At 60.5% G+C, this 25,110-nt stretch carries 25 protein-coding genes; 22 read left to right on the plus strand and 3 right to left on the minus strand.

Annotated elements, in window-relative coordinates; all coding sequences use genetic code 11:
- Positions 1-103 precede the first annotated feature (103 nt).
- The 19 genes from iscR (at position 104) to AEQ63_RS18615 (ending at position 17,265) form a co-directional block, all read left to right on the plus strand.
- Positions 104-595, plus strand: coding sequence for a Fe-S cluster assembly transcriptional regulator IscR (gene iscR / locus AEQ63_RS18525; RefSeq protein ID WP_016773323.1), 492 nt, complete (start codon positions 104-106; stop codon positions 593-595).
- A gap of 50 nt (positions 596-645) precedes the next feature.
- Positions 646-1,860, plus strand: a complete 1,215-nt coding sequence (locus AEQ63_RS18530; RefSeq protein WP_039761430.1) for an IscS subfamily cysteine desulfurase — start codon at positions 646-648, stop codon at positions 1,858-1,860.
- Positions 1,861-1,961: 101 nt separating this feature from the next.
- Positions 1,962-2,348, plus strand: coding sequence for a Fe-S cluster assembly scaffold IscU (gene iscU / locus AEQ63_RS18535; protein WP_003227907.1), 387 nt, complete (start codon positions 1,962-1,964; stop codon positions 2,346-2,348).
- 34 nt (positions 2,349-2,382) lie between these two features.
- A complete protein-coding gene (iscA, locus tag AEQ63_RS18540) occupies positions 2,383-2,706 on the plus strand; it encodes an iron-sulfur cluster assembly protein IscA (protein WP_003227904.1) in 324 nt (107 codons plus the stop codon).
- Positions 2,707-2,714: 8 nt separating this feature from the next.
- Positions 2,715-3,236: a co-chaperone HscB gene (gene hscB, locus AEQ63_RS18545; RefSeq protein WP_016773325.1), complete on the plus strand. Its 522-nt coding sequence runs from the start codon at positions 2,715-2,717 to the stop codon at positions 3,234-3,236.
- A gap of 50 nt (positions 3,237-3,286) precedes the next feature.
- Positions 3,287-5,152: a Fe-S protein assembly chaperone HscA gene (hscA, locus tag AEQ63_RS18550; RefSeq protein ID WP_064364337.1), complete on the plus strand. Its 1,866-nt coding sequence runs from the start codon at positions 3,287-3,289 to the stop codon at positions 5,150-5,152.
- Complete coding sequence (fdx, locus tag AEQ63_RS18555) at positions 5,152-5,493, plus strand: ISC system 2Fe-2S type ferredoxin (protein ID WP_016773327.1); 342 nt, start codon at positions 5,152-5,154, stop codon at positions 5,491-5,493. Before hscA ends, fdx begins: the two co-directional genes overlap by 1 nt.
- A 14-nt stretch (positions 5,494-5,507) precedes the next feature.
- A complete protein-coding gene (iscX, locus tag AEQ63_RS18560) occupies positions 5,508-5,708 on the plus strand; it encodes a Fe-S cluster assembly protein IscX (protein WP_042608340.1) in 201 nt (66 codons plus the stop codon).
- An 87-nt stretch (positions 5,709-5,795) separates the two neighbouring features.
- Positions 5,796-6,221 carry a nucleoside-diphosphate kinase gene (ndk, locus tag AEQ63_RS18565; RefSeq protein ID WP_024014216.1) on the plus strand — a complete coding sequence of 142 codons (426 nt, stop codon included), beginning with the start codon at positions 5,796-5,798 and terminating at the stop codon, positions 6,219-6,221.
- A 28-nt stretch (positions 6,222-6,249) separates the two neighbouring features.
- Complete coding sequence (gene rlmN / locus AEQ63_RS18570; RefSeq protein ID WP_024014215.1) at positions 6,250-7,398, plus strand: 23S rRNA (adenine(2503)-C(2))-methyltransferase RlmN; 1,149 nt, start codon at positions 6,250-6,252, stop codon at positions 7,396-7,398.
- Between the two features lie 12 nt (positions 7,399-7,410).
- Positions 7,411-8,169 carry a type IV pilus biogenesis/stability protein PilW gene (gene pilW, locus AEQ63_RS18575; protein ID WP_042608339.1) on the plus strand — a complete coding sequence of 253 codons (759 nt, stop codon included), beginning with the start codon at positions 7,411-7,413 and terminating at the stop codon, positions 8,167-8,169.
- Entirely contained in the window at positions 8,169-9,194 is a 1,026-nt protein-coding gene (locus AEQ63_RS18580) for a RodZ domain-containing protein (RefSeq protein ID WP_064364338.1), read from the plus strand. The genes pilW and AEQ63_RS18580 overlap by 1 nt, the downstream gene beginning before the upstream one ends.
- 3 nt (positions 9,195-9,197) lie before the next feature.
- Positions 9,198-10,307 carry a flavodoxin-dependent (E)-4-hydroxy-3-methylbut-2-enyl-diphosphate synthase gene (gene ispG, locus AEQ63_RS18585; RefSeq protein WP_042608337.1) on the plus strand — a complete coding sequence of 370 codons (1,110 nt, stop codon included), beginning with the start codon at positions 9,198-9,200 and terminating at the stop codon, positions 10,305-10,307.
- Between the two features lie 22 nt (positions 10,308-10,329).
- A complete protein-coding gene (gene hisS, locus AEQ63_RS18590; RefSeq protein ID WP_042608336.1) occupies positions 10,330-11,619 on the plus strand; it encodes a histidine--tRNA ligase in 1,290 nt (429 codons plus the stop codon).
- A gap of 41 nt (positions 11,620-11,660) precedes the next feature.
- Positions 11,661-12,302 carry a tetratricopeptide repeat protein gene (locus tag AEQ63_RS18595; RefSeq protein ID WP_016773334.1) on the plus strand — a complete coding sequence of 214 codons (642 nt, stop codon included), beginning with the start codon at positions 11,661-11,663 and terminating at the stop codon, positions 12,300-12,302.
- On the plus strand, positions 12,295-13,446 hold the full coding sequence (bamB, locus tag AEQ63_RS18600; RefSeq protein ID WP_064364339.1) for an outer membrane protein assembly factor BamB: 1,152 nt from the start codon (positions 12,295-12,297) through the stop codon (positions 13,444-13,446). The genes AEQ63_RS18595 and bamB overlap by 8 nt, the downstream gene beginning before the upstream one ends.
- Positions 13,447-13,582: 136 nt before the next feature.
- Positions 13,583-15,055: a ribosome biogenesis GTPase Der gene (gene der / locus AEQ63_RS18605; RefSeq protein WP_024014210.1), complete on the plus strand. Its 1,473-nt coding sequence runs from the start codon at positions 13,583-13,585 to the stop codon at positions 15,053-15,055.
- Positions 15,056-15,337: 282 nt separating this feature from the next.
- On the plus strand, positions 15,338-16,486 hold the full coding sequence (locus tag AEQ63_RS18610; protein ID WP_064364340.1) for a pyridoxal phosphate-dependent aminotransferase: 1,149 nt from the start codon (positions 15,338-15,340) through the stop codon (positions 16,484-16,486).
- Positions 16,474-17,265, plus strand: coding sequence for an amidohydrolase (locus tag AEQ63_RS18615; protein WP_064364341.1), 792 nt, complete (start codon positions 16,474-16,476; stop codon positions 17,263-17,265). Before AEQ63_RS18610 ends, AEQ63_RS18615 begins: the two co-directional genes overlap by 13 nt.
- Positions 17,266-17,410: 145 nt before the next feature.
- Here the strand turns inward: AEQ63_RS18615 and leuA are convergent, their stop codons facing one another.
- The 3 genes from leuA to xseA all read right to left on the minus strand — a co-directional run bounded on the left by leuA (position 17,411) and on the right by xseA (position 21,759).
- Positions 17,411-19,090 carry a 2-isopropylmalate synthase gene (gene leuA, locus AEQ63_RS18620; RefSeq protein WP_042608332.1) on the minus strand — a complete coding sequence of 560 codons (1,680 nt, stop codon included), beginning with the start codon at positions 19,088-19,090 and terminating at the stop codon, positions 17,411-17,413.
- Positions 19,091-19,554: 464 nt separating this feature from the next.
- Positions 19,555-20,376 carry a peptidoglycan DD-metalloendopeptidase family protein gene (locus AEQ63_RS18625; RefSeq protein ID WP_042608331.1) on the minus strand — a complete coding sequence of 274 codons (822 nt, stop codon included), beginning with the start codon at positions 20,374-20,376 and terminating at the stop codon, positions 19,555-19,557.
- Positions 20,377-20,379: 3 nt separating this feature from the next.
- Positions 20,380-21,759 (minus strand): exodeoxyribonuclease VII large subunit, encoded by a 1,380-nt coding sequence (xseA, locus tag AEQ63_RS18630; protein ID WP_064364342.1) that lies wholly within the window; start codon positions 21,757-21,759, stop codon positions 20,380-20,382.
- A 179-nt stretch (positions 21,760-21,938) separates the two neighbouring features.
- Between xseA and AEQ63_RS18635 the strand changes: the two genes are divergently transcribed.
- The 3 genes from AEQ63_RS18635 to guaB all read left to right on the plus strand — a co-directional run bounded on the left by AEQ63_RS18635 (position 21,939) and on the right by guaB (position 25,083).
- A complete protein-coding gene (locus tag AEQ63_RS18635) occupies positions 21,939-22,706 on the plus strand; it encodes a sulfite exporter TauE/SafE family protein (RefSeq protein WP_064364343.1) in 768 nt (255 codons plus the stop codon).
- Between the two features lie 162 nt (positions 22,707-22,868).
- The gene (locus tag AEQ63_RS18640; RefSeq protein WP_064364344.1) at positions 22,869-23,417 is read left to right on the plus strand and encodes a hypothetical protein; all 549 of its coding nucleotides are present in this window, start codon (positions 22,869-22,871) and stop codon (positions 23,415-23,417) included.
- Positions 23,418-23,613: 196 nt separating this feature from the next.
- The gene (guaB, locus tag AEQ63_RS18645) at positions 23,614-25,083 is read left to right on the plus strand and encodes an IMP dehydrogenase (RefSeq protein ID WP_016773343.1); all 1,470 of its coding nucleotides are present in this window, start codon (positions 23,614-23,616) and stop codon (positions 25,081-25,083) included.
- Positions 25,084-25,110: the final 27 nt, after the last annotated feature.

A 25,110-nucleotide genomic window follows, 5' to 3' on the forward strand; every position in this document is an offset into this window, starting at 1 on the left:
CTCTTTTGCGGGTAAACCCGACTAAAGCACTAGGTCTTATAGTTGACTTAAATGCTCGGGAATTGCATACTCCCGCCCATTCCGAACTCCGTGGTAACTGTCCATGCGACTGACTACAAAAGGCCGATACGCCGTGACCGCCATGCTCGATCTGGCGTTGCACGCGCAGCACGGGCCGGTGTCTCTGGCCGATATCTCCGAGCGCCAAGGCATCTCCCTGTCCTACCTCGAACAGCTGTTTGCCAAGCTGCGCCGCAGCAACCTGGTTTCCAGCGTTCGCGGTCCGGGTGGTGGCTATCAGTTGTCCCGCGACATGCAGGGCATCCAGGTCGCCCAGGTGATCGATGCGGTGAACGAATCGGTCGATGCCACCAAGTGCCAGGGCCAGGGCGATTGCCATTCCGGTGATACCTGCCTGACCCATCATCTGTGGTGCGACTTGAGCCTGCAGATTCACGAATTTCTGAGCGGTATCAGCTTGGCCGACCTTGTGACTCGCCGTGAGGTACAAGAAGTGGCCCAGCGTCAGGACCAGCGCCGTTGCAGCAGCAAGGCGCCACGCCTGGACAAGATTGAAGCGTCCGCCGTCGAATGACAGCCGAAGAGCTACCCGCGGCACGCCAGCCCTGATTTAGGAGATAGTCCATGAAATTGCCGATTTACCTTGATTACTCTGCAACCACCCCGGTTGATCCGCGCGTTGCGCAGAAGATGAGTGAATGCCTGCTGGTCGACGGAAACTTCGGTAACCCGGCGTCCCGCTCCCACGTGTTCGGCTGGAAGGCTGAAGAGTCCGTCGAAAACGCCCGTCGTCAGGTGGCCGATCTGGTCAATGCCGACCCGCGTGAAATCGTCTGGACCTCCGGTGCCACCGAATCCGATAACCTGGCGATCAAGGGCGCGGCACATTTCTACGCCTCCAAGGGCAAGCACCTGATCACCAGCAAGATCGAGCACAAGGCTGTCCTCGACACCATGCGCCAACTGGAGCGTGAAGGTTTCGAAGTGACCTACCTCGAGCCGACCGAAGACGGTCTGATCACGCCGGCAATGATCGACGCGGCCCTGCGCGAAGACACCATCCTGGTGTCGGTGATGCACGTCAACAACGAAATCGGCACCATCAACGACATCGCCGCCATCGGCGAGATGCTGCGCGCCAAGGGTGTGCTGTTCCACGTCGACGCCGCTCAGTCCACTGGCAAGGTCGAGATCGACCTGCAGAAGCTGAAAGTCGACATGATGTCGTTCTCCGCCCACAAGACTTATGGCCCTAAAGGCATCGGCGCGCTGTACGTCAGCCGCAAGCCGCGTGTGCGCATCGAAGCGACCATGCACGGCGGCGGTCACGAGCGTGGCATGCGTTCGGGCACCCTGGCGACCCACCAGATCGTCGGCATGGGTGAAGCGTTCCGCGTAGCCAAGGAAGACATGGCCGCTGAAAACGTGCGCATCAAAGCCTTGAGCGACCGTTTCTACCAGCAGGTCGAGCATCTGGAAGAGCTGTACGTCAACGGCAGCCTGACCGCCCGCGTTCCGCACAACCTGAACCTGAGCTTCAACTACGTTGAAGGCGAGTCGCTGATCATGGCGCTCAAGGATCTGGCGGTATCGTCCGGTTCGGCCTGCACCTCGGCGTCCCTGGAGCCTTCGTATGTACTGCGCGCCCTGGGCCGCAACGACGAACTGGCACACAGCTCGATCCGCTTTACCTTCGGTCGTTTCACCACCGAAGAAGAAATCGACTACGCCGCTCAGAAAGTCTGCGAGGCCGTTACCAAGCTGCGCGCTCTGTCGCCGCTGTGGGACATGTACAAAGACGGCGTCGATATCTCGAAAATCGAGTGGGCGGCACACTAACTATAGAAGCCGCCGGATACAGATCCTGTAGCGACGCGGCGGTTTACGCAGCGCAGTTGCAGGGTCTCAAGAGCGGCCCTGATGAGTGAGGATTGAGAATCATGGCTTACAGCGAAAAGGTCATCGACCACTACGAAAACCCGCGCAACGTCGGCAAGATGAACGCGGAAGATCCTGATGTCGGCACCGGCATGGTCGGCGCTCCGGCGTGCGGCGACGTGATGCGCCTGCAGATCAAGGTCAACGATCAGGGCGTTATCGAAGACGCCAAGTTCAAGACCTACGGCTGCGGTTCGGCGATCGCCTCCAGTTCCCTCGCCACCGAGTGGATGAAAGGCAAGACCCTGGACGAAGCCGAAACCATCAAGAACACTCAGCTGGCCGAAGAACTGGCCCTGCCGCCAGTGAAAATCCACTGCTCCGTACTCGCAGAAGACGCTATCAAAGCGGCAGTTCGCGATTACAAGCAGAAGAAAGGCTTGATCTGACTTTCAAGATTTGGCGACGAGTAAGGAGTCACCGATGGCTATCAGCATGACAGAAGCGGCTGCTCGACACGTGCGGCGCTCCCTCGACGGGCGCGGCAAAGGTGAAGGGATTCGTCTGGGTGTTCGCACCACAGGCTGTTCCGGCCTTGCCTACGTGCTGGAGTTTGTCGACGAGGTAGTGGCGGAGGATCAGGTGTTCGAGAGTCACGGCGAAAAAGTGATCATCGACCCGAAAAGCCTGGCCTACCTGGACGGCACCGAGCTCGATTTCGTCAAGGAAGGGTTGAACGAAGGCTTCAAGTTCAACAACCCCAACGTGCGCGGTGAGTGTGGCTGCGGCGAAAGCTTCAACATCTGAGGCTGGTCGTGGGTATTCCTTGTCATTTCGCTTTATTCGAGCTGCAGCCGAGCTTCCGCCTGGATCTCGAGCAGTTGGCCACGCGCTACCGTGAGTTGGCGCGCGGCGTCCATCCCGACCGTTTTGCCGACGCTTCGGAGCGCGAGCAGCGCTCGGCGCTCGAGCAATCGGCGCGGCTCAACGACGCCTACCAGACGCTCAAGAGCCCGGCCCAGCGTGCACGCTACCTGTTGAAAATCAGTGGGCATGAAGTGCCGATGGAAGTCACCGTCCACGATCCCGAGTTTCTTCTGCAGCAGATGCAATGGCGCGAAGAGCTCGAAGATCTGCAGGACAGTGCCGACCTCGACGGTGTCGCGGTATTCAAGCGTCGCTTGAAGGCAGCTCAGGAGCAGCTCAACGAAAGCTTCGCAGCCTGTTGGGATGATGCAGCGCAACGCGAGCAGGCCGAACGCCTGATGCGGCGCATGCAGTTCCTCGACAAGCTCACCTACGAAGTGCGCCAGCTGGAAGAGCGCCTCGACGATTAACCCAGCGCTGCCCTGATTGCACGCTGACAGACAGACAAGACCTGATCACCATGGCTCTACTGCAGATCGCCGAACCCGGCCAAAGTCCTCAACCGCACCAGCGTCGTCTGGCTGTGGGGATCGACTTGGGTACTACCAATTCGCTGGTCGCTGCGCTGCGCAGTGGTCTCTCCGAACCGCTGGCCGACGCCAACGGGCAGGTCATCCTGCCGTCCGCCGTGCGTTATCACGCTGACCGCGTCGAAGTCGGCGAGTCGGCCAAGCTCGCTGCATCCTCCGATCCTCTGAATACCGTGCTGTCGGTCAAGCGCTTGATGGGTCGTGGTCTTTCCGACGTCAAGCAACTGGGCGAGCAACTGCCGTACCGCTTTGTCGGTGGCGAATCGCACATGCCGTTCATCGACACCGTGCAAGGCCCGAAAAGCCCGGTCGAAGTGTCCGCCGATATTCTCAAGGTCCTGCGTCAGCGTGCCGAAGCGACCTTGGGCGGCGAACTGGTTGGCGCGGTGATCACCGTTCCTGCCTACTTCGATGATGCTCAGCGTCAGGCGACCAAAGATGCCGCCAAGCTTGCCGGTCTGAACGTGTTGCGTCTGCTCAATGAGCCCACCGCTGCTGCCGTGGCTTATGGTCTGGATCAGCACGCCGAAGGTCTGGTGGCGATCTACGACCTGGGTGGCGGTACTTTCGATATTTCGATCCTGCGTCTGACCGGCGGCGTTTTCGAAGTTCTGGCCACTGGCGGCGACAGCGCGCTGGGCGGCGATGACTTCGATCACGCGATTGCCGGCTGGATCATCGAGAGCGCTGGCCTGTCCGCCGATCTCGATCCGGGCGCACAACGCAATCTGCTGCAAACCGCTTGTGCGGCCAAAGAAGCCCTGACCGACGCGGCCAGTGTGGAAGTGGCTTACGGCGACTGGAAAGCACAACTGACCCGTGAAGCATTCGATGCGCTGATCGAGCCGATGGTCGTGCGCAGCCTGAAAGCCTGCCGCCGCGCCGTTCGCGATTCCGGTATCGAGCTGGAAGACGTCCACGCCGTGGTCATGGTCGGCGGTTCGACCCGCGTGCCGCGTGTTCGTGAGGCCGTGGCCGAAGCCTTCGGTCGTCAGCCTTTGACCGAAATCGATCCGGATCAAGTGGTGGCCATCGGTGCCGCGATCCAGGCCGATACCCTGGCTGGCAACAAGCGTGATGGTGGTGAGCTGCTGCTGCTCGATGTGATTCCGCTGTCCCTTGGACTGGAAACCATGGGCGGTCTGATGGAGAAGGTGATTCCGCGCAACACCACCATTCCCGTCGCCCGCGCTCAGGATTTCACCACTTATAAAGACGGTCAGTCGGCCATGGCGATCCACGTCTTGCAGGGCGAGCGCGAGCTGATCAGCGACTGCCGCTCGCTGGCGCGCTTCGAATTGCGCGGCATTCCGGCGATGGTGGCCGGTGCGGCGAAGATTCGCGTGACCTTCCAGGTCGACGCCGACGGTCTGCTCAGCGTGTCTGCCCGTGAATTGGGCTCGGGCGTTGAAGCGAGCATTCAGGTCAAGCCGTCCTACGGCCTGACCGACGGCGAAATCGCCAAGATGCTCAAGGATTCGTTCCAGCACGCCAATGACGACAAGGTCGCCCGCGTTCTGCGCGAGCAGCAAGTCGATGCCCAGCGCCTGCTCGAAGCCGTGCAGGGTGCGCTGGATACCGATGGCGAGCGTTTGCTCGACGCCGAAGAGCGCATGGTCATCGAACTGCAGATGCAGGAACTGGCCGAACTGATGAAAGGTACCGATGGTTACGCCATCGAGCAGCAGACCAAGCGTCTGTCGCAAGTGACCGATGCTTTTGCTGCCCGCCGCATGGATCTGACGGTGAAAGCCGCTCTGTCGGGGCGCAACCTGAATGAAATCGAGGATATCTGATGCCGCAGGTCATTTTTCTGCCCCACGAGAAGTTCTGCCCTGAAGGCATGGTGGTCGAGGCTGCGCCCGGCACATCGATTCTCGAACTGGCCCACGAACACCACATCGAGATGGAAAGCGCCTGCGGCGGTGTCTGCGCCTGCACCACCTGCCACTGCATCATCCGCGAGGGTTTCGACTCGCTGGAAGAGGCTGACGAGCTGGAAGAAGACTTCCTCGATCGTGCCTGGGGCCTTGAAGCGCAATCGCGTCTGGCCTGTCAGGCCATCGTCGGTGAGGAAGACCTCACCGTCGAGATTCCGAAATATTCGCTTAACCATGCGGCCGAAGCGCCGCACTGACTGGTAAGACTGTCATGAGCTACGGTTGGAATGATGTTCAACGCATTGCCGAAGAGCTGGCCGAGGCCCACGAGGGGCTCGATCCATACTCTGTAGGTTTTGTCCGTCTGCAGCAGATGATCCTTGAGCTGCCTGACTTCGATGCTACTTCTGGCCGGGTCGGCGAGAAGGTGCTTGAAGCGGTTCAGGAGCTTTGGGCCGCAGAATCGGACTGATCGTCTCGCAGGTTAGGCAATACCCAAGAACCCGCGTATAATTCGCGGGTTTAATTTTTCGCAAATTACCGTTTCTGGAGTTACACCATGGCTGTTCAACGTACTTTCTCCATCATCAAGCCTGACGCCGTTGCTAAAAACGTGATCGGCAAGATCACCACTCGCTTCGAAGACGCTGGCCTGCGCGTTGTAGCTTCGAAACTGAAGCAACTGTCCAAAGCCGAAGCCGAAGGCTTCTACGCTGAGCACAGCGAGCGCGGTTTCTTCGGTGACCTGGTTGCTTTCATGACTTCCGGCCCGGTTGTCGTTCAGGTTCTGGAAGGCGAAAACGCTATCGCTCGCAACCGTGAGCTGATGGGCGCTACCAACCCTAAAGAAGCTGCTGCCGGCACCATCCGTGCTGACTTCGCTGAATCGATCGACGCCAACGCCGTTCACGGTTCGGACTCCGAAGCTGCTGCCGCTCGCGAAATCGCTTACTTCTTCGCAGCTACTGAAGTAACCACTCGCTAAGCATTGCTTGCAGAGTGAAGGTGAATCCATGACTACATCGACTGTTAAAACAAACCTGCTGGGTCTGACCCAGCCGGAAATGGAAAAATTCTTCGACTCAATCGGGGAGAAGCGTTTCCGTGCCGGTCAGGTAATGAAATGGATTCACCACTTTGGCGTCGATGATTTCGATGCCATGACGAACGTCAGCAAAGCCTTGCGCGACAAGCTCAAGGCCATTGCTGAAGTACGTGGTCCGGAAGTGGTCAGCGAGGACATCTCCAGCGACGGCACCCGTAAATGGGTGGTGCGCGTGGCGTCCGGCAGCTGCGTCGAGACCGTGTACATTCCCCAGGGCAAACGCGGCACCTTGTGCGTTTCGTCCCAGGCAGGCTGTGCCCTGGATTGCAGTTTCTGCTCCACCGGCAAGCAAGGCTTCAACAGCAACCTCACCGCCGCCGAAGTCATCGGTCAGGTGTGGATTGCCAACAAATCTTTCGGCAGCGTCCCGGCCACCGTCGACCGCGCCATCACCAACGTGGTGATGATGGGCATGGGCGAGCCGCTGCTGAACTTCGACAACGTCGTCGCCGCCATGCATCTGATGATGGATGACCTCGGCTACGGGATCTCCAAGCGCCGCGTGACCCTGTCCACCTCGGGTGTGGTGCCGATGATCGATGAGCTGGCCAAGCACATCGACGTATCCCTGGCGTTGTCGCTGCACGCACCAAATGACGCATTGCGTAACCAATTGGTGCCGATCAACAAGAAATATCCGCTTAAGATGCTGCTCGAGTCGTGCCAGCGCTACATGTCCGCCCTTGGCGAGAAACGTGTGCTGACCATCGAGTACACCTTGCTCAAGGACGTCAACGACAAGCTTGAGCACGCGGTGGAAATGATCGAGCTGCTCAAAGACATCCCGTGCAAGATCAACCTGATCCCGTTCAACCCGTTCCCGCACTCCGGGTACGAGCGGCCGAGCAACAATGCCATCCGCCGCTTCCAGGATCAGTTGCATCAGGCCGGCTTCAACGTCACCGTGCGCACCACTCGTGGTGAAGACATCGATGCCGCATGTGGTCAATTGGTAGGGCAGGTGCTGGATCGCACCCGTCGCAGCGAACGTTACATCGCGGTGCGCGAGTTGAGCGCGGACAGCGATCTGGCACAGAACGCCGCGAACACTAACTAAGAGAGGATCTCTATGTCCCTGCGCTTTGCGCTGCTGTTGCTGTTGGCCAGCCTGTGCGCTGGTTGTGTCCTGTCGGGTGACTACAACCCGATGAAGACCAGCAAGGGCCGCGATGAAGCGCGGGCTGCCTACGTGCAGCTGGGGCTGGGCTACCTGCAGCAGGGCATGACCGAGCGGGCCAAGGTGCCCTTGAAGAAAGCGCTGGAGCTGGACGGATCCGACCCTGACGCCAATGCGGCCCTCGGTCTGGTGTTTCAGGCCGAAATGGAGCCTGCACTGGCCGACGAGCACTTTCGCAAGGCCCTGTCTTCCCGTCCCGCCGATGCGCGCATCCTCAACAACTACGGCAGTTTTCTCTACGAACAACAACGCTACAAGGAAGCCTACGAGCGTTTTGAACAAGCGGCCGCCGATACCCTGTATCCTGAGCGTTCGCGGGTTTTCGAAAACCTCGGCATGACGGCCGCCAAGCTGGGCCAGCGTGATCTGGCGCAGCAACAGCTGGAAAAAGCCCTGCGCCTGAACCGCCAACAACCGCGCGCATTGCTGGAAATGGCTGAGTTGTCCTTCGAAGACAGGCATTATGTGCCCGCGCGTGACTATTACGACCGTTTCAGCCAGCTGACCGAACAAAATGCACGTAGTCTATTGCTCGGCGTTCGGCTGGCAAAAGTGTTTGAAGATCGCGACAAGGCAGCCAGTTACGGTCTGCAATTAAAACGACTCTATCCCGGTACGCCGGAATATCAGCAATACCTGTCGGAGCAATGATGAAAGCGGCGCATCCCGAAGTTGTAGCAGCGAATCGCGTTAATCCCGGTGAGACCCTGCGCCAGGCCCGCGAAAGCAATGGCTGGTCGCTGGCCGAAGTGGCCCTCAAGCTCAACCTCACCGTGACGTCCCTGAGCAATCTTGAAGCCGGCGCTTTCGACAAGCTGCCGGGGCATACCTTCGCTCGCGGTTACATTCGCGCCTATGCCAAATTGCTCGGTATGGACCAGACCGTTCTGGTTCAGCAATTCGACCAGTCCACCGGCACCGACTCCCAAGGCAGCAACGTTCACGCCCTTGGTCGGATCGAAGAGCCGGTGCGCGTTTCCCACACCATTTTGCGTATCGTCAGCCTGTTGCTGCTGATCGCGGTCATCGGCGGCGGTTTCGTCTGGTGGCAGGATCAGACCTCGCAGCGCACCCGCGATCTGACCAGCCTCGCGCCGGAGCACGTCGAAGTCGAAGGCGCTGACGGCACCACGCAGATCCACCCGATCGACGAGCCGGAAGATCAGGCTGTCGCCGAGAATCAGGCTGACAACTCGACTTCGCTGGCCTTGCCGCAGTCGGAAACCAGTGCTGAATCGACCGGCGCCGAATCTGCTGCGCCAGCGACCGAGCCAGCTGCCCCGGCAGTTGCGCCAAGCGCACCGGCACAGACGCCTGCGCCAGTGGTGGCGGCTCCGGCCACTCCAGCGCCGAATGTCCCAGCGACACCTGCCCCGACCGTGACCGCTCCGACGGCTCCAGCACCAACCGCTGAAGTGGCCGCGCCGGTTGCCGGCGAAGGTCAGGTCCAACTGCAGTTCACTGGCGATTGCTGGGCACAGGTGACCGATGGCCGTGGCAAAGTGATTTTCAGTGGTCTGAAGCATAAAGGCGACAGCGTGAGTGTTTCCGGCAAGCCGCCGCTCGCTGTACGTCTGGGCGTTGCCCGCGCGGCACAGGTCAGCTACAACGGCCAACCGGTCGATATCGCTCCGTTCACCAGTGGCGAGACTGCTCGCCTGAAGTTGGGTCAATAAGTCATGCACGGCGAATCTCCAATCAAACGTCGCGAATCGCGCAAGATCTGGGTCGGCAACGTACCGGTGGGCGGCGACGCGCCGATCGCTGTGCAGAGCATGACCAACAGCGACACCAATGACGTGGCCGCGACCGTGGCGCAGATCAATCGTCTGGAAGCTGCCGGCGTCGACATCGTTCGCGTCTCGGTACCGGACATGGACGCCGCCGAGGCGTTCGGCAGGATCAAGCAACTGGTCAAAGTGCCGTTGGTGGCCGACATTCACTTCGACTACAAGATCGCCTTGCGCGTGGCCGAACTGGGCGTCGACTGCCTGCGTATCAACCCGGGCAACATCGGTCGCGAAGACCGCGTGCGTGCCGTGGTCGATGCGGCCCGTGATCGCGGCATTCCGATCCGCATCGGCGTCAACGCCGGTTCCCTGGAAAAAGACCTGCAGAAGAAATACGGCGAGCCGACCCCGGCCGCATTGGTCGAATCCGCGCTGCGCCACGTTGAGCACCTCGAACGCCTGAATTTCCAGGACTTCAAGGTCAGCGTGAAGGCCTCCGACGTGTTCATGGCTGTCGAAGCCTACCGTTTGCTGGCGAAAGAAATCGTTCAGCCATTGCACCTGGGCATCACCGAAGCTGGCGGTTTGCGTTCGGGCACGGTGAAATCCGCCGTGGGCCTAGGTATGCTGCTCGCCGAAGGGATTGGCGATACTATCCGCATCTCGCTGGCGGCCGATCCGGTCGAGGAAGTGAAGGTCGGTTACGACATTCTCAAATCTTTGCATCTGCGTTCCCGTGGCATCAACTTCATCGCCTGCCCGAGCTGCTCGCGGCAGAACTTCGATGTGGTCAAGACCATGAACGAGCTGGAAGGGCGCCTCGAAGACCTGCTGGTGCCGCTGGATGTCGCGGTCATCGGTTGCGTGGTCAACGGCCCCGGCGAAGCCAAGGAAGCCCATATCGGCTTGACCGGCGGCACGCCAAACCTGATTTACATCGACGGCAAGCCGTCGCAGAAGCTGACGAATGACAATCTGGTGGACGAGCTGGAAAAGCTGATCCGCCAGAAAGCGGCCGAAAAGGTCGAAGCTGACGCTGCCGTTATTGCGCGCGGCTGATCGAACGAATTAAGGAAATTTTGTGAGCAAGTCTCTACAAGCCATTCGTGGCATGAATGACATCCTGCCCGAACAGACCCCGCTGTGGCGTTATTTCGAAGGCACTGTGGCGCGTCTGCTGGATAACTACGGTTACAAGCAGATCCGCATGCCGATCGTCGAGTTCACCGAGCTGTTCAAACGCTCGATCGGCGAAGTCACCGATATCGTCGAAAAAGAGATGTACACCTTCGAAGACCGCAATGGCGACTCCCTGACCCTGCGTCCGGAAGGCACCGCGGCCTGCGTGCGCGCAGTGCTCGAACACGGCATCACCGGCGGCGGTCAGGTGCAGAAACTCTGGTACATCGGCCCGATGTTCCGCCACGAGCGTCCGCAGAAAGGCCGCTATCGCCAGTTCCACCAGATCGGTCTGGAGGTGTTCAACCTCGACGGTCCGGACATCGACGCCGAACTGATCATCATGACCTGGCGCCTGTGGGGCGAGCTGGGCATCCGTGATGCGGTCAAGCTCGAACTCAACAGCCTCGGCACCAGCGAATCCCGTGGCCGCTATCGTGAAGCGCTGGTCGAGTACCTCTCGGCGCACCACGACAAGCTCGACGAAGACAGCCAGCGTCGCCTGAAAACCAACCCGCTGCGCGTGCTCGACACGAAAAATGCCGACACCCAGGCCGTGCTGGTCGATGCGCCGAAAATGGCCGATTACCTCGACGACGAGTCCCGTGCTCACTTCGAAGGACTGAAGGCGCGTCTGGATGCCGTCGGCATTCCTTACGTGCTCAACCCGAAACTGGTGCGCGGCCTCGATTACTACAGCAAAACCGTTTTCGAATGGGTCACCGACAAGCTCGGCGCCCAGGGCACCGTGTGCGCGGGCGGCCGTTACGACGGTCTGGTCGAGCAGATGGGCGGCAAGCCAACCCCGGGCGTCGGTTTCGCCATGGGCATCGAGCGCCTGGTCCTGATGCTCGAAACCCTCGAGCAGATCCCGGAAGAAATTTCCCGTCAGGTCGACGTCTACCTCTGCGCCTTCGGTGAAGAAGCCGAGCTGGCCGGTCTGGCCCTGGCCGAACGGGTTCGCGATCAACTTCCAAACCTGCGCCTGCAAGTCAATGCCGGCGCCGGCAGCTTCAAAAGCCAGTTCAAGAAGGCCGACAAGAGCGGTGCGCTGTACGCATTGATCCTCGGTGACGACGAAATGGCCCAGCAAGTGGTAGGTTTCAAACCCCTGCGTGGCCAGGGCGAACAACAAAGCATTGCCTGGGATGCGCTCGCCGCTCACCTGGCCACCTGCGTCGTGCAGGGTTGAAGCTGTCTTAACAGCCGATTTAGCGATTAAGGAGTATTGGGGTGTCGAGTACCGAAGACGAACAGTTGGCGGATTTGAAGGACTGGTGGACACGCAACGGCAAACCTCTGGTCACCGGCGGCCTGTTGGCGCTGGTCATCGTGTTCGGCTGGCAGGCTTATCACAAATACCAGAGCAACCAGTCGCAAGGCGCCTCGGTGCTCTATCAGCAATTGCTGGAAACCACCCTGACGCCTGACGGCAAGCCTGATGCCGCCCGTGTTGCGGATCTGGCCGGCAAGCTCAACAGCGAATACGGCGGTTCGGCCTACGCGCAGTACGGCAGCCTGTTCGTCGCCAAAGTAGCGGTTGACAGCGGCAAGCTGGACGACGCGGCGACCGAGCTGAAAGCCATTGTCGACAAACCGGCCAACCCGGCGCTGGGCGAAATCGCCCGTCAGCGTCTGGCGCAGGTGCTGGGCGCGCAGGACAAGGCTGAAGACGCCTTGAAACTGCTCGACGGCGATGCCGACAAAGCGTTCCTGGCCACTCGCGAAGAACTCAAGGGCGACCTGCTGGTGCGCTTGGGCCGTACCGATGACGCGAACAAGGCGTATCAAAAAGCCAAGGCGGCACTGTCGGATGAAGCGGCGGTCGGTGGCCTTCAAATCAAGCTCGACGACCTGGCCAAAGGGGATGCGTGACGTGATCCGTTGGAAGCATGCAGCATTGCTGGCTCTGGCCCTTCTGGCCGCGGGTTGCAGCAGCAACAGCAAGAAAGAATTGCCACCGGCCGAACTGACCGACTTCAAAGAAGAAGTGGTTCTGCACAAGCAGTGGAGCCGCTCGATCGGTGACGGTCAGGGCGAAACCTACAACATGCTGGTGCCGGCGATCGACGGTGACACCATCTACGCCGCTGATGTCACTGGCGTGGTGATGGCGCTGGATCGCAGCAACGGCGACGTGAAGTGGGACCAGGATCTGGAACTGCCTGTCTCCGGCGCCGTTGGCGTGGGTTACGGTCTGGTACTGATCGGTACCCTGCGTGGCGAAGTTGTCGCGCTCGATACCAGCAATGGTGAAGAGAAGTGGCGTGCCCGCGTCAACAGTGAAGTCCTCGCGCCGCCGGCCAACAACGGCGACGTGGTGGTTGTACAGACCCAGGACGATCGTCTGATCGGTCTGGACGCTGCCACTGGCAACCAGCGCTGGGTGTATGACAGCACCCCGGCGGTCCTGACCCTGCGTGGCACCAGTGCTCCGCTGGTGACCAATCGTCTGGCGGTAGCTGGCCTGTCGACCGGTAAAGTGGTCGCGCTGGATATCACCAACGGCGTGCCGGTGTGGGAACAACGCATCGCCATTCCACAGGGTCGTTCGGAACTGGAGCGCGTGGTCGACATCGACGGCGGTCTGCTGTTGTCCGGCGGCACGCTGTACGTCGCCAGCTATCAGGGTCGCGTGGCGGCACTGGACCTGGAAAGCGGTCGCCAACTGTGGCAGCGCGATGCGTCGAGCTACGCCGGTATCGCTCAGGGTTTCGGCAGCGTTTACGTCAGCCTGTCCTCGGGCACCGTTGAAGGCGTCGACGAGCGTTCGACCACTGCACTGTGGAGCAACGATTCGTTGGCTCGCCGTCAACTGTCGGCACCGGAAGTGTTCTCCAGCTACGTAGCTGTGGGTGACCTGGAAGGTTATCTGCACCTGCTGAGTCAGGTCGACGGTCGTTTCGTCGGCCGTGAACGCATCGACAGCGACGGCCTGCGTGCCCGTCCGCTGGTGGTGGGCGACACGATTTATGTGTATGGCAACAGCGGCAAACTGGAAGCCCTGACCATCAAGTAACAACTATGCTTGGGGTTCATCCCCAAGCGGCCCTGCATCAGCAGGGTTTTGCAGCGCCCCCGGGTGTTGCCCCGAGCACCAGCCGCTGCCTCGCAGCGGCTTTTGTATTTTCTGAAATAACGCAGTGGAGAGCCGCATGGTTCCCGTAATCGCCCTGGTGGGCCGACCGAACGTCGGCAAGTCCACCTTGTTCAACCGCCTGACCAGGACTCGTGACGCCATCGTCGGCGACCTGTCCGGTCTGACCCGTGATCGCCAGTACGGTGAGGCCAAGTGGCAAGGGCGTTCCTACATTCTGATCGACACCGGCGGTATCTCCGGTGACGAACATGGTATGGACGAAAAAATGGCCGAGCAGTCGCTGCTGGCCATCGAAGAAGCCGATGTGGTGCTGTTTCTGGTAGATGCCAAGGCCGGTTTTACCGCTGCCGACCAGATGATCGCCGAGCATTTGCGCAAACGTAACAAGCGTTCCCACGTGGTGGCCAACAAGGTCGACAACATAGACCCGGAAATGGCCCGCGCCGAATTCGCCCCGCTGGGCATGGGCCACGCGATCCCGATCGCCGGCGCCCACGGCCGTGGCATCACGCAACTGCTGGAAGCCGCCCTGAGCGAATTCCCGCGCGATGATGACGAGCCGGCTGAAGGTGAAGAGGAAGAAGTCGTCGCCGAAGGCGAGGAAGCCAAGCGCATTCCTGGCCCGAGCGAGAAAGACGGGATCAAGATCGCCATCATCGGCCGTCCTAACGTCGGCAAGTCGACTCTGGTCAACCGCATGCTCGGTGAAGACCGCGTCATCGTGTATGACCAGCCCGGCACCACCCGCGACAGTATCTACATTCCGTTCGAGCGCAATGAAGAGAAGTACACGCTGATCGACACCGCTGGTGTGCGCAAGCGCGGCAAGATCCATGAAGAAGTCGAAAAATTCTCCGTGGTCAAAACCCTGCAGGCGATCAAAGACGCCAACGTGGTGATCTTCGTCATGGACGCCCGCGAGGGTGTGGTCGATCACGACTTGAACCTGCTGGGCTTCGCGATCGAATCCGGTCGTGCGCTGGTCATCGCGATCAACAAATGGGACGGCATGACGCCGAGCGAGCGCGACTTCGTCAAGGTCGAGCTGCAGCGCCGGCTGTTCTTCGTTGACTACGCCGACATCCACTTCATCTCGGCGCTGCACGGTACTGGCGTGGGCAACCTCTACGCCTCGGTGCAGAACTCGTTCAAGTCCGCGGTTACCCGCTGGCCGACCAACCGTCTCACCCAGATTCTGGAAGATGCGGTAGGCGAGCACGCGCCACCGATGGTCAACAACCGCCGGATCAAGCTGCGTTACGCTCACCTGGGTGGCGCGAACCCGCCGATCATCGTGATCCACGGTAACCAGATCGAGAAAGTGCCGAAGTCGTACGTGCGCTATCTGGAAAACACTTACCGTCGTGTACTCAAGTTGGTCGGTACGCCGATCCGCATCGAGTTCAAGGGCGGCGAGAACCCGTACGAAGGCAACAAGAACACGCTGACCGACCGCCAGGTCAACAAGAAGCGTCGCTTGATGTCGCACAACAAGAAAGCCAGCAAGAAGCGCCGCGACAAGAAGTGATTGACTGTCTGGAGTGGGACTTTTGTGGCGAGGGAGCTTGCTCCCGCTGGATCGCGAAGCGATCCCGAAGCCTGCAACCGTAGTCGTTCAGACAGAACGCATCGGGCTGCTTTGCGACTGCTGCGCAGCCGAGCGGGAGCAAGCTCCCTCGCCACAGAGTTCGGTGTGCTGGCAAAGAAGAAGGGCGCCGTTCAGGCGCCCTTTTTTTATGAGCGCCGGATGGGCTATCCTCGGGCTCTCCCGCGCCGTCGTCAGAGCCGGGTGTTGAGCAGAGAACCCCCGATGATCACCAGCAAGCTGCCGAATGTCGGCATCACTATTTTCACGCAGATGTCTCAGCTCGCGGCGCAGACCGGCGCGATCAACCTGTCTCAGGGTTTCCCGGATTTCGACGGGCCGCAGTCGCTGCGTGATGCGGTCGGGCGGCATATCGCCAGTGGCCATAACCAGTATTCGCCGATGACCGGATTGCCGGCGTTGCGTGAGCAGATCGCAGCGAAGATCGCGCGCAGTTATGGCGTGAATGTCGATGCCGATCACGAAGTGACAGTGACGCCCGGTGCGACTCAGGCAATCTTCTGCGCGATTCAGGCAGTTATCCACAGCGGCGACGAAGTCATCGTGTTCGATCCGTGCTACGACAGCTACGCACCGGCCACGGAGTTGGCGGGTGGCCGTTGCGTGCATGTGCAACTGAACCCGGACGATTTCTCCATCGATTTCGACCAGCTCGCCGCGGCCCTGAGCCCGCGCACGAAAATGATCGTCATCAACACCCCGCACAACCCGAGCGGCGCCTTGATCAGCCGCGACGAGCTCGATCAACTGGCGGCGTTGATCCGTGATCGCGACATCTACCTGATCAGCGACGAAGTCTACGAACACCTGGTGTTCGACGGCGTACCGCATGTCAGCGTGCTGGCCCATGAAGAGCTGTATCAGCGCGCGTTCGTGGTCAGCTCGTTCGGCAAGACTTACCACGTCACTGGCTGGAAAACCGGCTACGTCGTCGCGCCGCCGGCCCTGACGGCCGAGCTGCGTAAAGTGCATCAGTACGTGAGTTTCTGTGGCGTGACACCGCTGCAATACGCGCTGGCCGACTACATGGCCGAGCACCCGGAGCACGTTGAACAGTTGCCGGGTTTCTATCAGGCCAAGCGCGATCTGTTCTGCGATCTGCTGGCGCCGTCGCGATTTAGCTTCACCCGGGTCAGCGGCACCTATTTCCAGCTGGTCGATTATTCGCAGATCCGTCCTGATCTGAATGATGCCGACATGGCCATATGGATGACCCGCGAGCACGGTGTCGCGAGCATTCCGGTGTCGGTGTTCTACCAGAATCCACCGCAAGGCCAGCGCCTGATACGCCTGTGCTTTGCCAAACGCGAGGAGACGCTGCGTGAAGCGGCGGCGAAACTATGCGTGATCTGAGTACATTGCCAGACCTGACCCTGGCGCTGATCCAGACGAGCCTGGCCTGGCACGATCGCCGGGCCAACCTCGAGCATTTCGAGCTATTGCTGGAGCAGGCCCGTGGTGCCGATCTGATCATCCTCCCGGAGATGTTCACCACCGGGTTTTCCATGGAATCGGAAACCCTCGCCGAGGCGGAAAACGGTCCGACCAGCAAATGGCTGCGGACGCAGGCAGCGAAGTTCGATGCGGTCATCACTGGCAGCGTGATCATTCAGGCGGCTGACGGCAGCCATCGTAACCGCCTGCTGTGGGCGCGGCCGGACGGCGAAGTGCTGCATTACGACAAGCGTCACCTGTTCCGCATGGCCGGCGAGCACAACCATTACACCCCGGGCGAGCGTCAGGTGCAGTTCGAACTCAAGGGCTGGCGGATTCGTCCGCTGATCTGCTACGACCTGCGTTTCCCGGTGTGGAGCCGCGACGCGCAGGACACCGATCTGCTGCTCTACACCGCGAACTGGCCGGGCGCACGGCGTCTGCACTGGAATCGCCTGCTGCCGGCGCGTGCGATTGAAAACCTCTGCTACGTAGCGGCGGTGAATCGGGTGGGCAGCGATGGCAAGGGCTTCGCGTATACCGGTGACAGTCAGGTGCTGGATTTCCAGGGCGAAACCTTGCTGGCGGCGGGGGAGGCGGATGGCGTGTTCAAAGTGATTCTGGAAGCTGCGCCGTTGGCGGCCTATCGGGAGCGCTTTCCGGCGAACCTGGATGCCGATACCTTCCAGTTCACTTGAAAAGCAAAAGATCGCAGCCTTCGGCAGCTCCTACATTGGGACGGCGTACATCCTGTAGGAGCTGCCGAAGGCTGCGATCCTTTGATCTACAACAAAAAAGGCCCCGGAGTTTGCACTTCGGGGCCTTTCGCATTTCAGTGGTCAATTACGCCGCTTTCGCTTCAGGCTGGCTCAACGAGCGGTTCAGTGCGCTGAACAGCGCCTTGAAGCTGGCGGTGGTGATGTTTTCATCGATACCCACGCCGTGCACTGCACGCTCGCCATTCACACGCAGCTCGATGTAGGCCGCTGCTTTGGCGTTGGTGCCCGCGCCGATTGCGTGTTCGTTGTAGTCCATGATCTCCACCGGAATCGGCAGGCCGGCGACCAGGGCTTCCAGTGCGCCGTTGCCCTTGCCGCGCCAGTGCAGGTTGGTTTCGCCCTGACCTTTGCTGGCCACTTCGACTTCGACGGCGCTGTTGCCGTTTTCTTCCTGCAGGCGATGGCTGACCAGCGCATACGGGGTGTTGGCTTGCAGGTATTCGCTGATCAACAGCGAGTGAATCTGCTTGGCAGTCATCTCCAGGCCCAAGCGATCGGTTTCACGCTGTACGACCTGGCTGAACTCGATCTGCATGCGACGTGGCAGGCTGATGCCGTATTCCTGCTCCAGCAGGTAAGCGATACCGCCCTTGCCCGACTGGCTGTTGACGCGGATCACCGCCTCGTAGCTGCGGCCGATGTCGGCCGGGTCGATCGGCAGGTACGGCACTTCCCACAGGGTGTCCGGTTTCTGCTGGGCGAAACCCTTGCGGATCGCGTCCTGGTGCGAGCCAGAGAACGCGGTGTGCACCAGATCGCCAACGTACGGGTGACGCGGGTGCACCTGGATCTGGTTGCACTCTTCGACGACCTTGCGCACGCCGTCGATGTCGGAGAAGTCCAGCTCAGGATCGACGCCCTGGGTGTACATGTTCAACGCGACGGTGACGAGGTCGACGTTACCGGTGCGCTCGCCGTTGCCGAACAGGCAACCTTCGACCCGGTCGGCGCCGGCCATCAGGCCCAGCTCGGTGGCGGCCACGCCGGTGCCACGGTCGTTGTGGGTGTGCAGGCTGATAATCACGCTGTCACGACGATTGATGTTGCGGCCGAACCATTCGATCTGGTCGGCGTAGACGTTTGGCGTCGCGCATTCAACCGTGGCCGGCAGGTTGAGGATCATCTTGTGCTCAGGCGTCGGGTTCCACACCTCGATCACGGCGTCACAGACTTCCTTGGCGAATTCCAGCTCGGTGGCGCTGAAGGTTTCCGGCGAGTATTCGAAGGTCCACTCGGTGTCTGGCTGCATGGCTGCGTATTTGACGAACAGCTTGGCGGCATTGACCGCGATGGCCTTGATGCCATCCTTGTCCTGGTTGAAGACGATGCGCCGGAAAGAAGGCGAGGTGGCGTTGTACAGGTGGACGATGGCTTTCTTCGCCCCGCGCAGGGATTCGAAGGTGCGTTCGATCAGGTCTTCACGGCCCTGGGTCAGCACTTGAATGGTGGTGTCGTCCGGGATGTGGCCTTCCTCGATCAGCGTACGCACGAAGTCGAAGTCGGTTTGCGAAGCGGCCGGGAACGACGCTTCGATTTCCTTCACGCCCACCTGCACCAGGGTTTTCCAGAAGCGCAGCTTCTTCGCCGCGTCCATCGGTTCGATCAGCGACTGGTTGCCGTCACGCAGGTCGGAGCTGCACCAGATCGGCGCGGCGTCGATGGTTTTCGACGGCCAGGTGCGATCCGGCAAGTTGATGACGGGAAACGCGCGGTATTTCGAAGACGGGTCTTTGAGCATGCTCATCGGGAAATTCCTTGTTGTCTGGGCCGAATAGAGGCGGCCTGCCGGTTGAACGAATGTTCTTGGAAAAGCGTGGGACGAGGCGCAGCGATTCAGCCTGGCAGTCGTGCGCTGACGAGGCACAGGCTGCGGTGCTGGCGAAGCTGAATGAGGGTGTGAGAGGTTTTCATGGCTTCAACCCTAACCGCGAGGGGAAAGGATGGCAAGCAGTCGGAAAAAATTGAGAGGAATACCCGGAAAGAGAGTTTTTGCGGGATTTTATTGCGCTGAAGTCCGCTGATCGTTGTGATATTTGCGCGAGGTTTGATTGGGGCGCAATTGAGACCGATGGGGTGTCAGGGGTGTTTGAGTACAGCATAAGCCGCCATCGCGAGCAGGCTCACTCCTACAGTTGATCGTGTTCACAACACCAGTCCAATGTAGGAGTGAGCCTGATCGCGATGAGGCCAGCGGCCTCAACACAGTATTCAGGGTTGGAAGGCACCAATGAAAATCGCCGGATCCACCCGCGCATCATTCAGGCTGACATTCCAGTGCATATGCGGCCCGGTCGCCCGGCCGGTCGCACCGACCTTGCCCACCACCGCACCGCGGGCCAGTTGCTGGCCGTTTTTCACATCGATCTTCGACATATGGCAGAACATGCTGATGAATCCCTGGCCATGATCGACGAACACCGTGTTGCCATTGAAGAAGTAATTGCCGATCAAAATCACCTTGCCCGCCGCCGGGGTCTTGATCGGCGTGCCTGCCGGCACCGCGAAATCCAGTCCGGCATGAGGGTTACGCTCCTCGCCATTGAAGAAGCGGCGCACACCGAACTTGCTCGACAGCGGCCCGTTGACCGGTTTGTCCAGCAGCAGATTGCTCGGCGTGTTCGGGCTGAAACTGCGGTAAGCCGCGATCTGTTCCGCCAGTTCACCCTCGATGCGCTTGAGGTTGTCGGCGTTAGGGTTGACCTGCTGTTTGTTCTTCAGGGTGATGTGCTGTTCCGGGTATTTCTTGCTGCCGACGGTGAAGGGCAGATTGCGCCCAGCGCTGCTGATCTGCTGCCCACCGGGCTTGACCGTGAGCGGTACGCCTACGATCGCCAGCCAGTTGTTCTGCTCCTTGACCACCAGCACCGGCTTGCCCTGATAGGTGGCTTTCGGCGCCTGCGCGGCGGTGCCCAGATCCACCACGGCGACGCCGCCTGGTACCGGTTTGTTCAGCAGCCGAGTGATGTAACTGTCGGCATGGGCGTTGAAGGTCAGGCAGAGCAACAGCAGTGGAGCCAGAAAACGCGGCATGGATCAGTCCAGTAAAGAAAGGGTGACGGGCGTCAGGTGATTGTCCTCGACGCGCACTTGCAGTTCGCCTTCGCCTAGCCTGGCTTTCAGACGCTGGCCGGTGTGAGTCTGTGCAGCGTTGCGAATCGCGTGGCCGCGCTCGTCGAGCAAAATGCTGTAACCACGACCGAGGGTCGCCAACGGGCTGACCACATGCAGGGTCTGCATCTGACTGTGCAATTGCTGTCGGCGCTGTTTCAGACCATCGCGCATGGCGCGGGGCAGACGTTCGGCGAGACTTTCGAGGCGCTGACGGAGCATCGCCAGTTGGCGCCCCGGATGTTGCCCGGCGAGGCGGGTTTCCAGACGGATCAGGCGTTCGCGGCGGGTATTGAGACTGCGCTCGAAGGCACGACGCATGCGCATGTCCAGATCGTCCAGACGCTGGGCCTGCTGGCGCAGACGTTCGCCGGGATGCCGCAGCCGCCGCGCCATGCCTTCCAGACGCAGGCGATCACGCATCAAGCGATCACGCATGCGCATTACCAGGCGGCGATGCAGGCTCTCGACCTGACGGATCAGATGGCTGGAATCCGGGGCGAGCAATTCGGCGGCGGCCGAGGGTGTCGGTGCGCGGACGTCGGCGACAAAGTCGCTGATCGACACATCGGTTTCATGGCCGACGGCGCTGACGATCGGCGTGACACAGCCATCGACCGCGCGGGCCACGGCTTCTTCGTTGAAGCACCAGAGGTCCTCCAGCGAGCCGCCGCCACGGGCCAGGATCAGCGCGTCAAAGCCACGGGCATCGGCCATTTTCAGCGCGCGGACAATCTGCGCGGTGGCCTCGCGGCCCTGCACGGCGGTGGGAATCAGGGTCAGTTGCACTTGCGGCGCACGGCGGCGGAATACGCTGATGATGTCGCGAATCACCGCGCCGGTCGGCGAACTGATGATGCCGATGCGTTGCGGATGCGCGGGCAGCGGCACCTTGCGTTCGGCACTGAACAGGCCTTCGGCGCTGAGCTTTTCCTTCAGTGCATCGAAGGCCAGACGCAGCGCACCATCACCGGCCGGCTCGACGGTGTCGAGGATCAGTTGATAGTCGCCGCGGCCTTCGAACAGCGAAACCTTGCCGCGCACCTTGACCGCCAGACCGTCCTTCAGTGCCTGGCGCACGCGCGCGGCGTTCTGCCGGAACAACGCGCAACGCACCTGCGCGCCGCTGTCCTTGAGGGTGAAGTAGACGTGGCCGGACGCCGGGCGCGCCAGGTTGGAGATTTCGCCTTCGACCCAGATGTTGCTGAACACGTCTTCAAGCAACACCCGCGCGCGGCCGTTGAGCTGGCTGACGGTCAGGACTTCACGGTCCAGGCCAAGTCTTGCAAAGGGATCTTTAATCATGGGGCGCAGTTTAAAGGCATTTGCCCGTCAATCACCACCGATCCACTGTAGGAGTGAGCCTGCTCGCGATAGCGGTGAGTCAGTCAAAGCTGTTGTCGACTGACACACCGCTATCGCGAGCAGGCTCACTCCTACAGGGGAATGGTAGAGTCAGCGCGGTCTTATAAGGGATGCGGACAATGAGCATGATGGAGCTGTTGGGCACATGGTCGTGGGGCGCTGGCGGTTGGGCGGTGATCGGGCTGGGCATTGCGCTGGCATACATCGTGTTCGGCATCGCCGGTTTCGGCACGGCGCTGGTGGCGGGGCCGATTCTGATTCTGTTCATGCCGTTGTCGAAAATCGTGCCGTTGCTGGTGCTGCTGGATTTCGTCGCGGCATTCGGCAATCTGCTGCCCTCGCGGCGGGACGTCGCCAGGCCGGAATTGCTCAGGCTGCTGCCGTGCATGGCGATCGGCTGCACGCTGGGGGTGATCTTCCTGCTGAATCTGAAATCCGATCTGTTGCTGTTGTTGATGGGGCTGTTCATCAGCGCTTATGCGATCTACAGCCTGTGGGTCAAAGCCCGGCCGACGCAGTTGTCAGCGGCGTGGGCGGTGCCGATGGGCGCGGTCGGCGGGTTGTTCGGCGCTTTGTTTGGCAGCGGCGGGTTTCTTTATGCCATTTATCTGAACAGTCGTCTGCCCAAGGAAGCGGCGCGGGCCACGCAAAGTGCGCTGATCAGTTGCAGCACGGTGGTGCGTTTGAGCCTGTTCGCCATCGCCGGTGTATATGCCGAGCTACCCTTGTTGATGCTGGCCCTGTGTCTGCTACCGGCCATGGCGCTGGGCTTGTGGATCGGCCGGCGGCTGACCATGAGGTTGTCGCGCGAGGCATTTGTGCGGCTGGTGACCTGGCTGGTGCTGGTCAGCGGGATTGCCTTGATCGTGCGCTATTTCAGCACTTGACCGGATTTCTTCAGGGATTAAGCTGCCGGCCGCAGTTTCCCTGTAGGAGTGAGCCTGCTCGCGATAGCAGTGCATCAATCAAAATTGGTGCGTCTGACCCACCGCTATCGCGAGCAGGCTCACTCCTACAGGGGGATCCCGGTATTTTCAGCAGGCTCGACCATGAACACGCAAAGCATCATCGTCCCGAAAATCTCCACCCTGCCGGTGCACGAACCCCGGGCGCGGGCGATCGTGCGCTGGCTGGTGCGCAAGAACATCATCGAAGAACAGCTGACTACTTGCGGCCGCACCGGCAACCGCATGGCCCACGCCATCGCCGAGGGTGCCCGCGCTGTCGTTCTGCACCCCGAAGCGCTGCCGTTCGGCGAGCCGATCAATGGCCTGGAGATCGTCACCAAACGCTGCATCTACACCCCGGCCAAGGGTTTTCTCGAAGAGGCCGGTTGCGCCGAGTGCCGCCGCGAAGTGGGCGAGGCGCTGTTCGAAAGCCTCGAAGACTGGTTTCCAGGACGCACCGACAATTTCACCTGCCCTGAATGCGGGCATGAAGACGACATCAACGGTTTCCTGTTTTTGCAGGAATGCGCGTTTTCCAACCTCGGTTTCATTTTCAATAACTGGCTGGAGGCGGGGTTCAAGCAGAGCTTTATCGACGAGTTCGCCGATTGGCTCGATCAACCTGTAAGTTGGGTAAAGGTCGAGCTCTGATCCCTGTAGGAGCTGCCGAAGGCTGCGATCTTTTGATCTTGCCTTTGAAAAGCAAAGTCAAAAGATCGCAGCCTTCGGCAGCTCCTACGGAAAGCGGGGTTTTCCATCTATCAATTAGGCTGAGTTTTACATTGAACAGCAGGGGGCGTCTGACTATAATGGCGCGCTTCCATTTTCCCGCTCGGGAGCCCCCGCGATGCTGCGTATCAGCCAAGAAGCTCTGACATTCGACGACATTCTCCTAGTGCCCGGTTATTCCGAGGTGCTTCCCAACGAAGTCAGTCTGAAGACCCGTCTTACCCGTGGCATCGAACTGAATATTCCTCTGGTTTCTGCCGCCATGGACACCGTTACTGAAGCCCGTCTGGCAATTGCCATGGCTCAGGAAGGTGGCATCGGCATTATCCACAAGAACATGACCATCGAGCAGCAAGCTGCCGAAGTGCGCAAGGTCAAGAAGTTCGAAGCCGGTGTGGTCAAGGATCCCATCACCATCGAGGCCGATGCCACGGTGCGTGATCTGTTCGAACTGACCCGTCTGCACAACATTTCCGGCGTTCCGGTACTGCACGATGGCGACCTGGTCGGCATCGTCACCTCCCGCGACGTACGTTTCGAAAACCGTCTGGAAGCCACTGTCCGCGAAGTGATGACGCCTAAAGAGCGTCTGGTCACGGTCAAGGAAGGCGCCGACAAGAACGACGTACGCGAACTGCTGCACAAGCACCGCATCGAGCGCGTGCTGATCGTCGACGACAAATTCGCCCTCAAAGGCATGATGACCGTCAACGACATCGAAAAAGCCAAAGCCTATCCGCTGGCCAGCAAGGATGACCAAGGTCGTCTGCGCGTTGGCGCTGCGGTCGGCACCGGTAAAGACACCGGTGATCGCGTGACCGCACTGGTCAACGCCGGCGTGGACGTGGTGGTGGTCGACACTGCGCACGGTCACTCCAAAGGCGTGATCGACCGCGTGCGCTGGGTCAAAGAGAACTTCCCTGAAGTGCAGGTGATCGGCGGTAACATCGCCACCGGCGCTGCCGCCAAGGCTCTGGCCGAAGCGGGCGCCGACGCAGTCAAGGTCGGTATCGGCCCTGGCTCGATCTGCACCACCCGTATCGTCGCCGGTGTCGGCGTGCCGCAAATCAGCGCCATCGCCAACGTCGCCGCTGCCCTTGAAGGCACCGGCGTTCCGTTGATCGCCGACGGCGGTATCCGGTTCTCCGGTGACCTGTCCAAGGCCATCGTCGCCGGTGCGTCCTGCGTGATGATGGGCTCGATGTTTGCCGGTACCGAAGAAGCACCGGGCGAGATCGAACTGTTCCAGGGCCGTTCGTACAAGGCTTATCGCGGCATGGGTTCGCTGGGCGCCATGTCCCAGGCCCAGGGCTCGTCCGACCGTTACTTCCAGGACTCCTCGGCAGGTGCCGAGAAACTGGTTCCGGAAGGCATCGAGGGCCGTGTGCCGTACAAAGGCACCCTGAGCGCGATCATTCACCAGTTGATGGGCGGTCTGCGTTCTTCGATGGGTTACACCGGCAGCGCCAACATCGAAGAAATGCGCACCAAGCCCGAGTTCGTGCGGATCACCGGTGCCGGCATGGCCGAATCCCACGTTCACGACGTGCAGATCACCAAGGAAGCGCCGAACTACCGCGTAGGTTGAGGCTTCCAGCAAAACGTTAAATCACCG

It is taken from the genome of Pseudomonas sp. RIT-PI-o, from assembly GCF_001297215.1.
Lineage (GTDB): Bacteria > Pseudomonadota > Gammaproteobacteria > Pseudomonadales > Pseudomonadaceae > Aquipseudomonas > Aquipseudomonas moraviensis_A.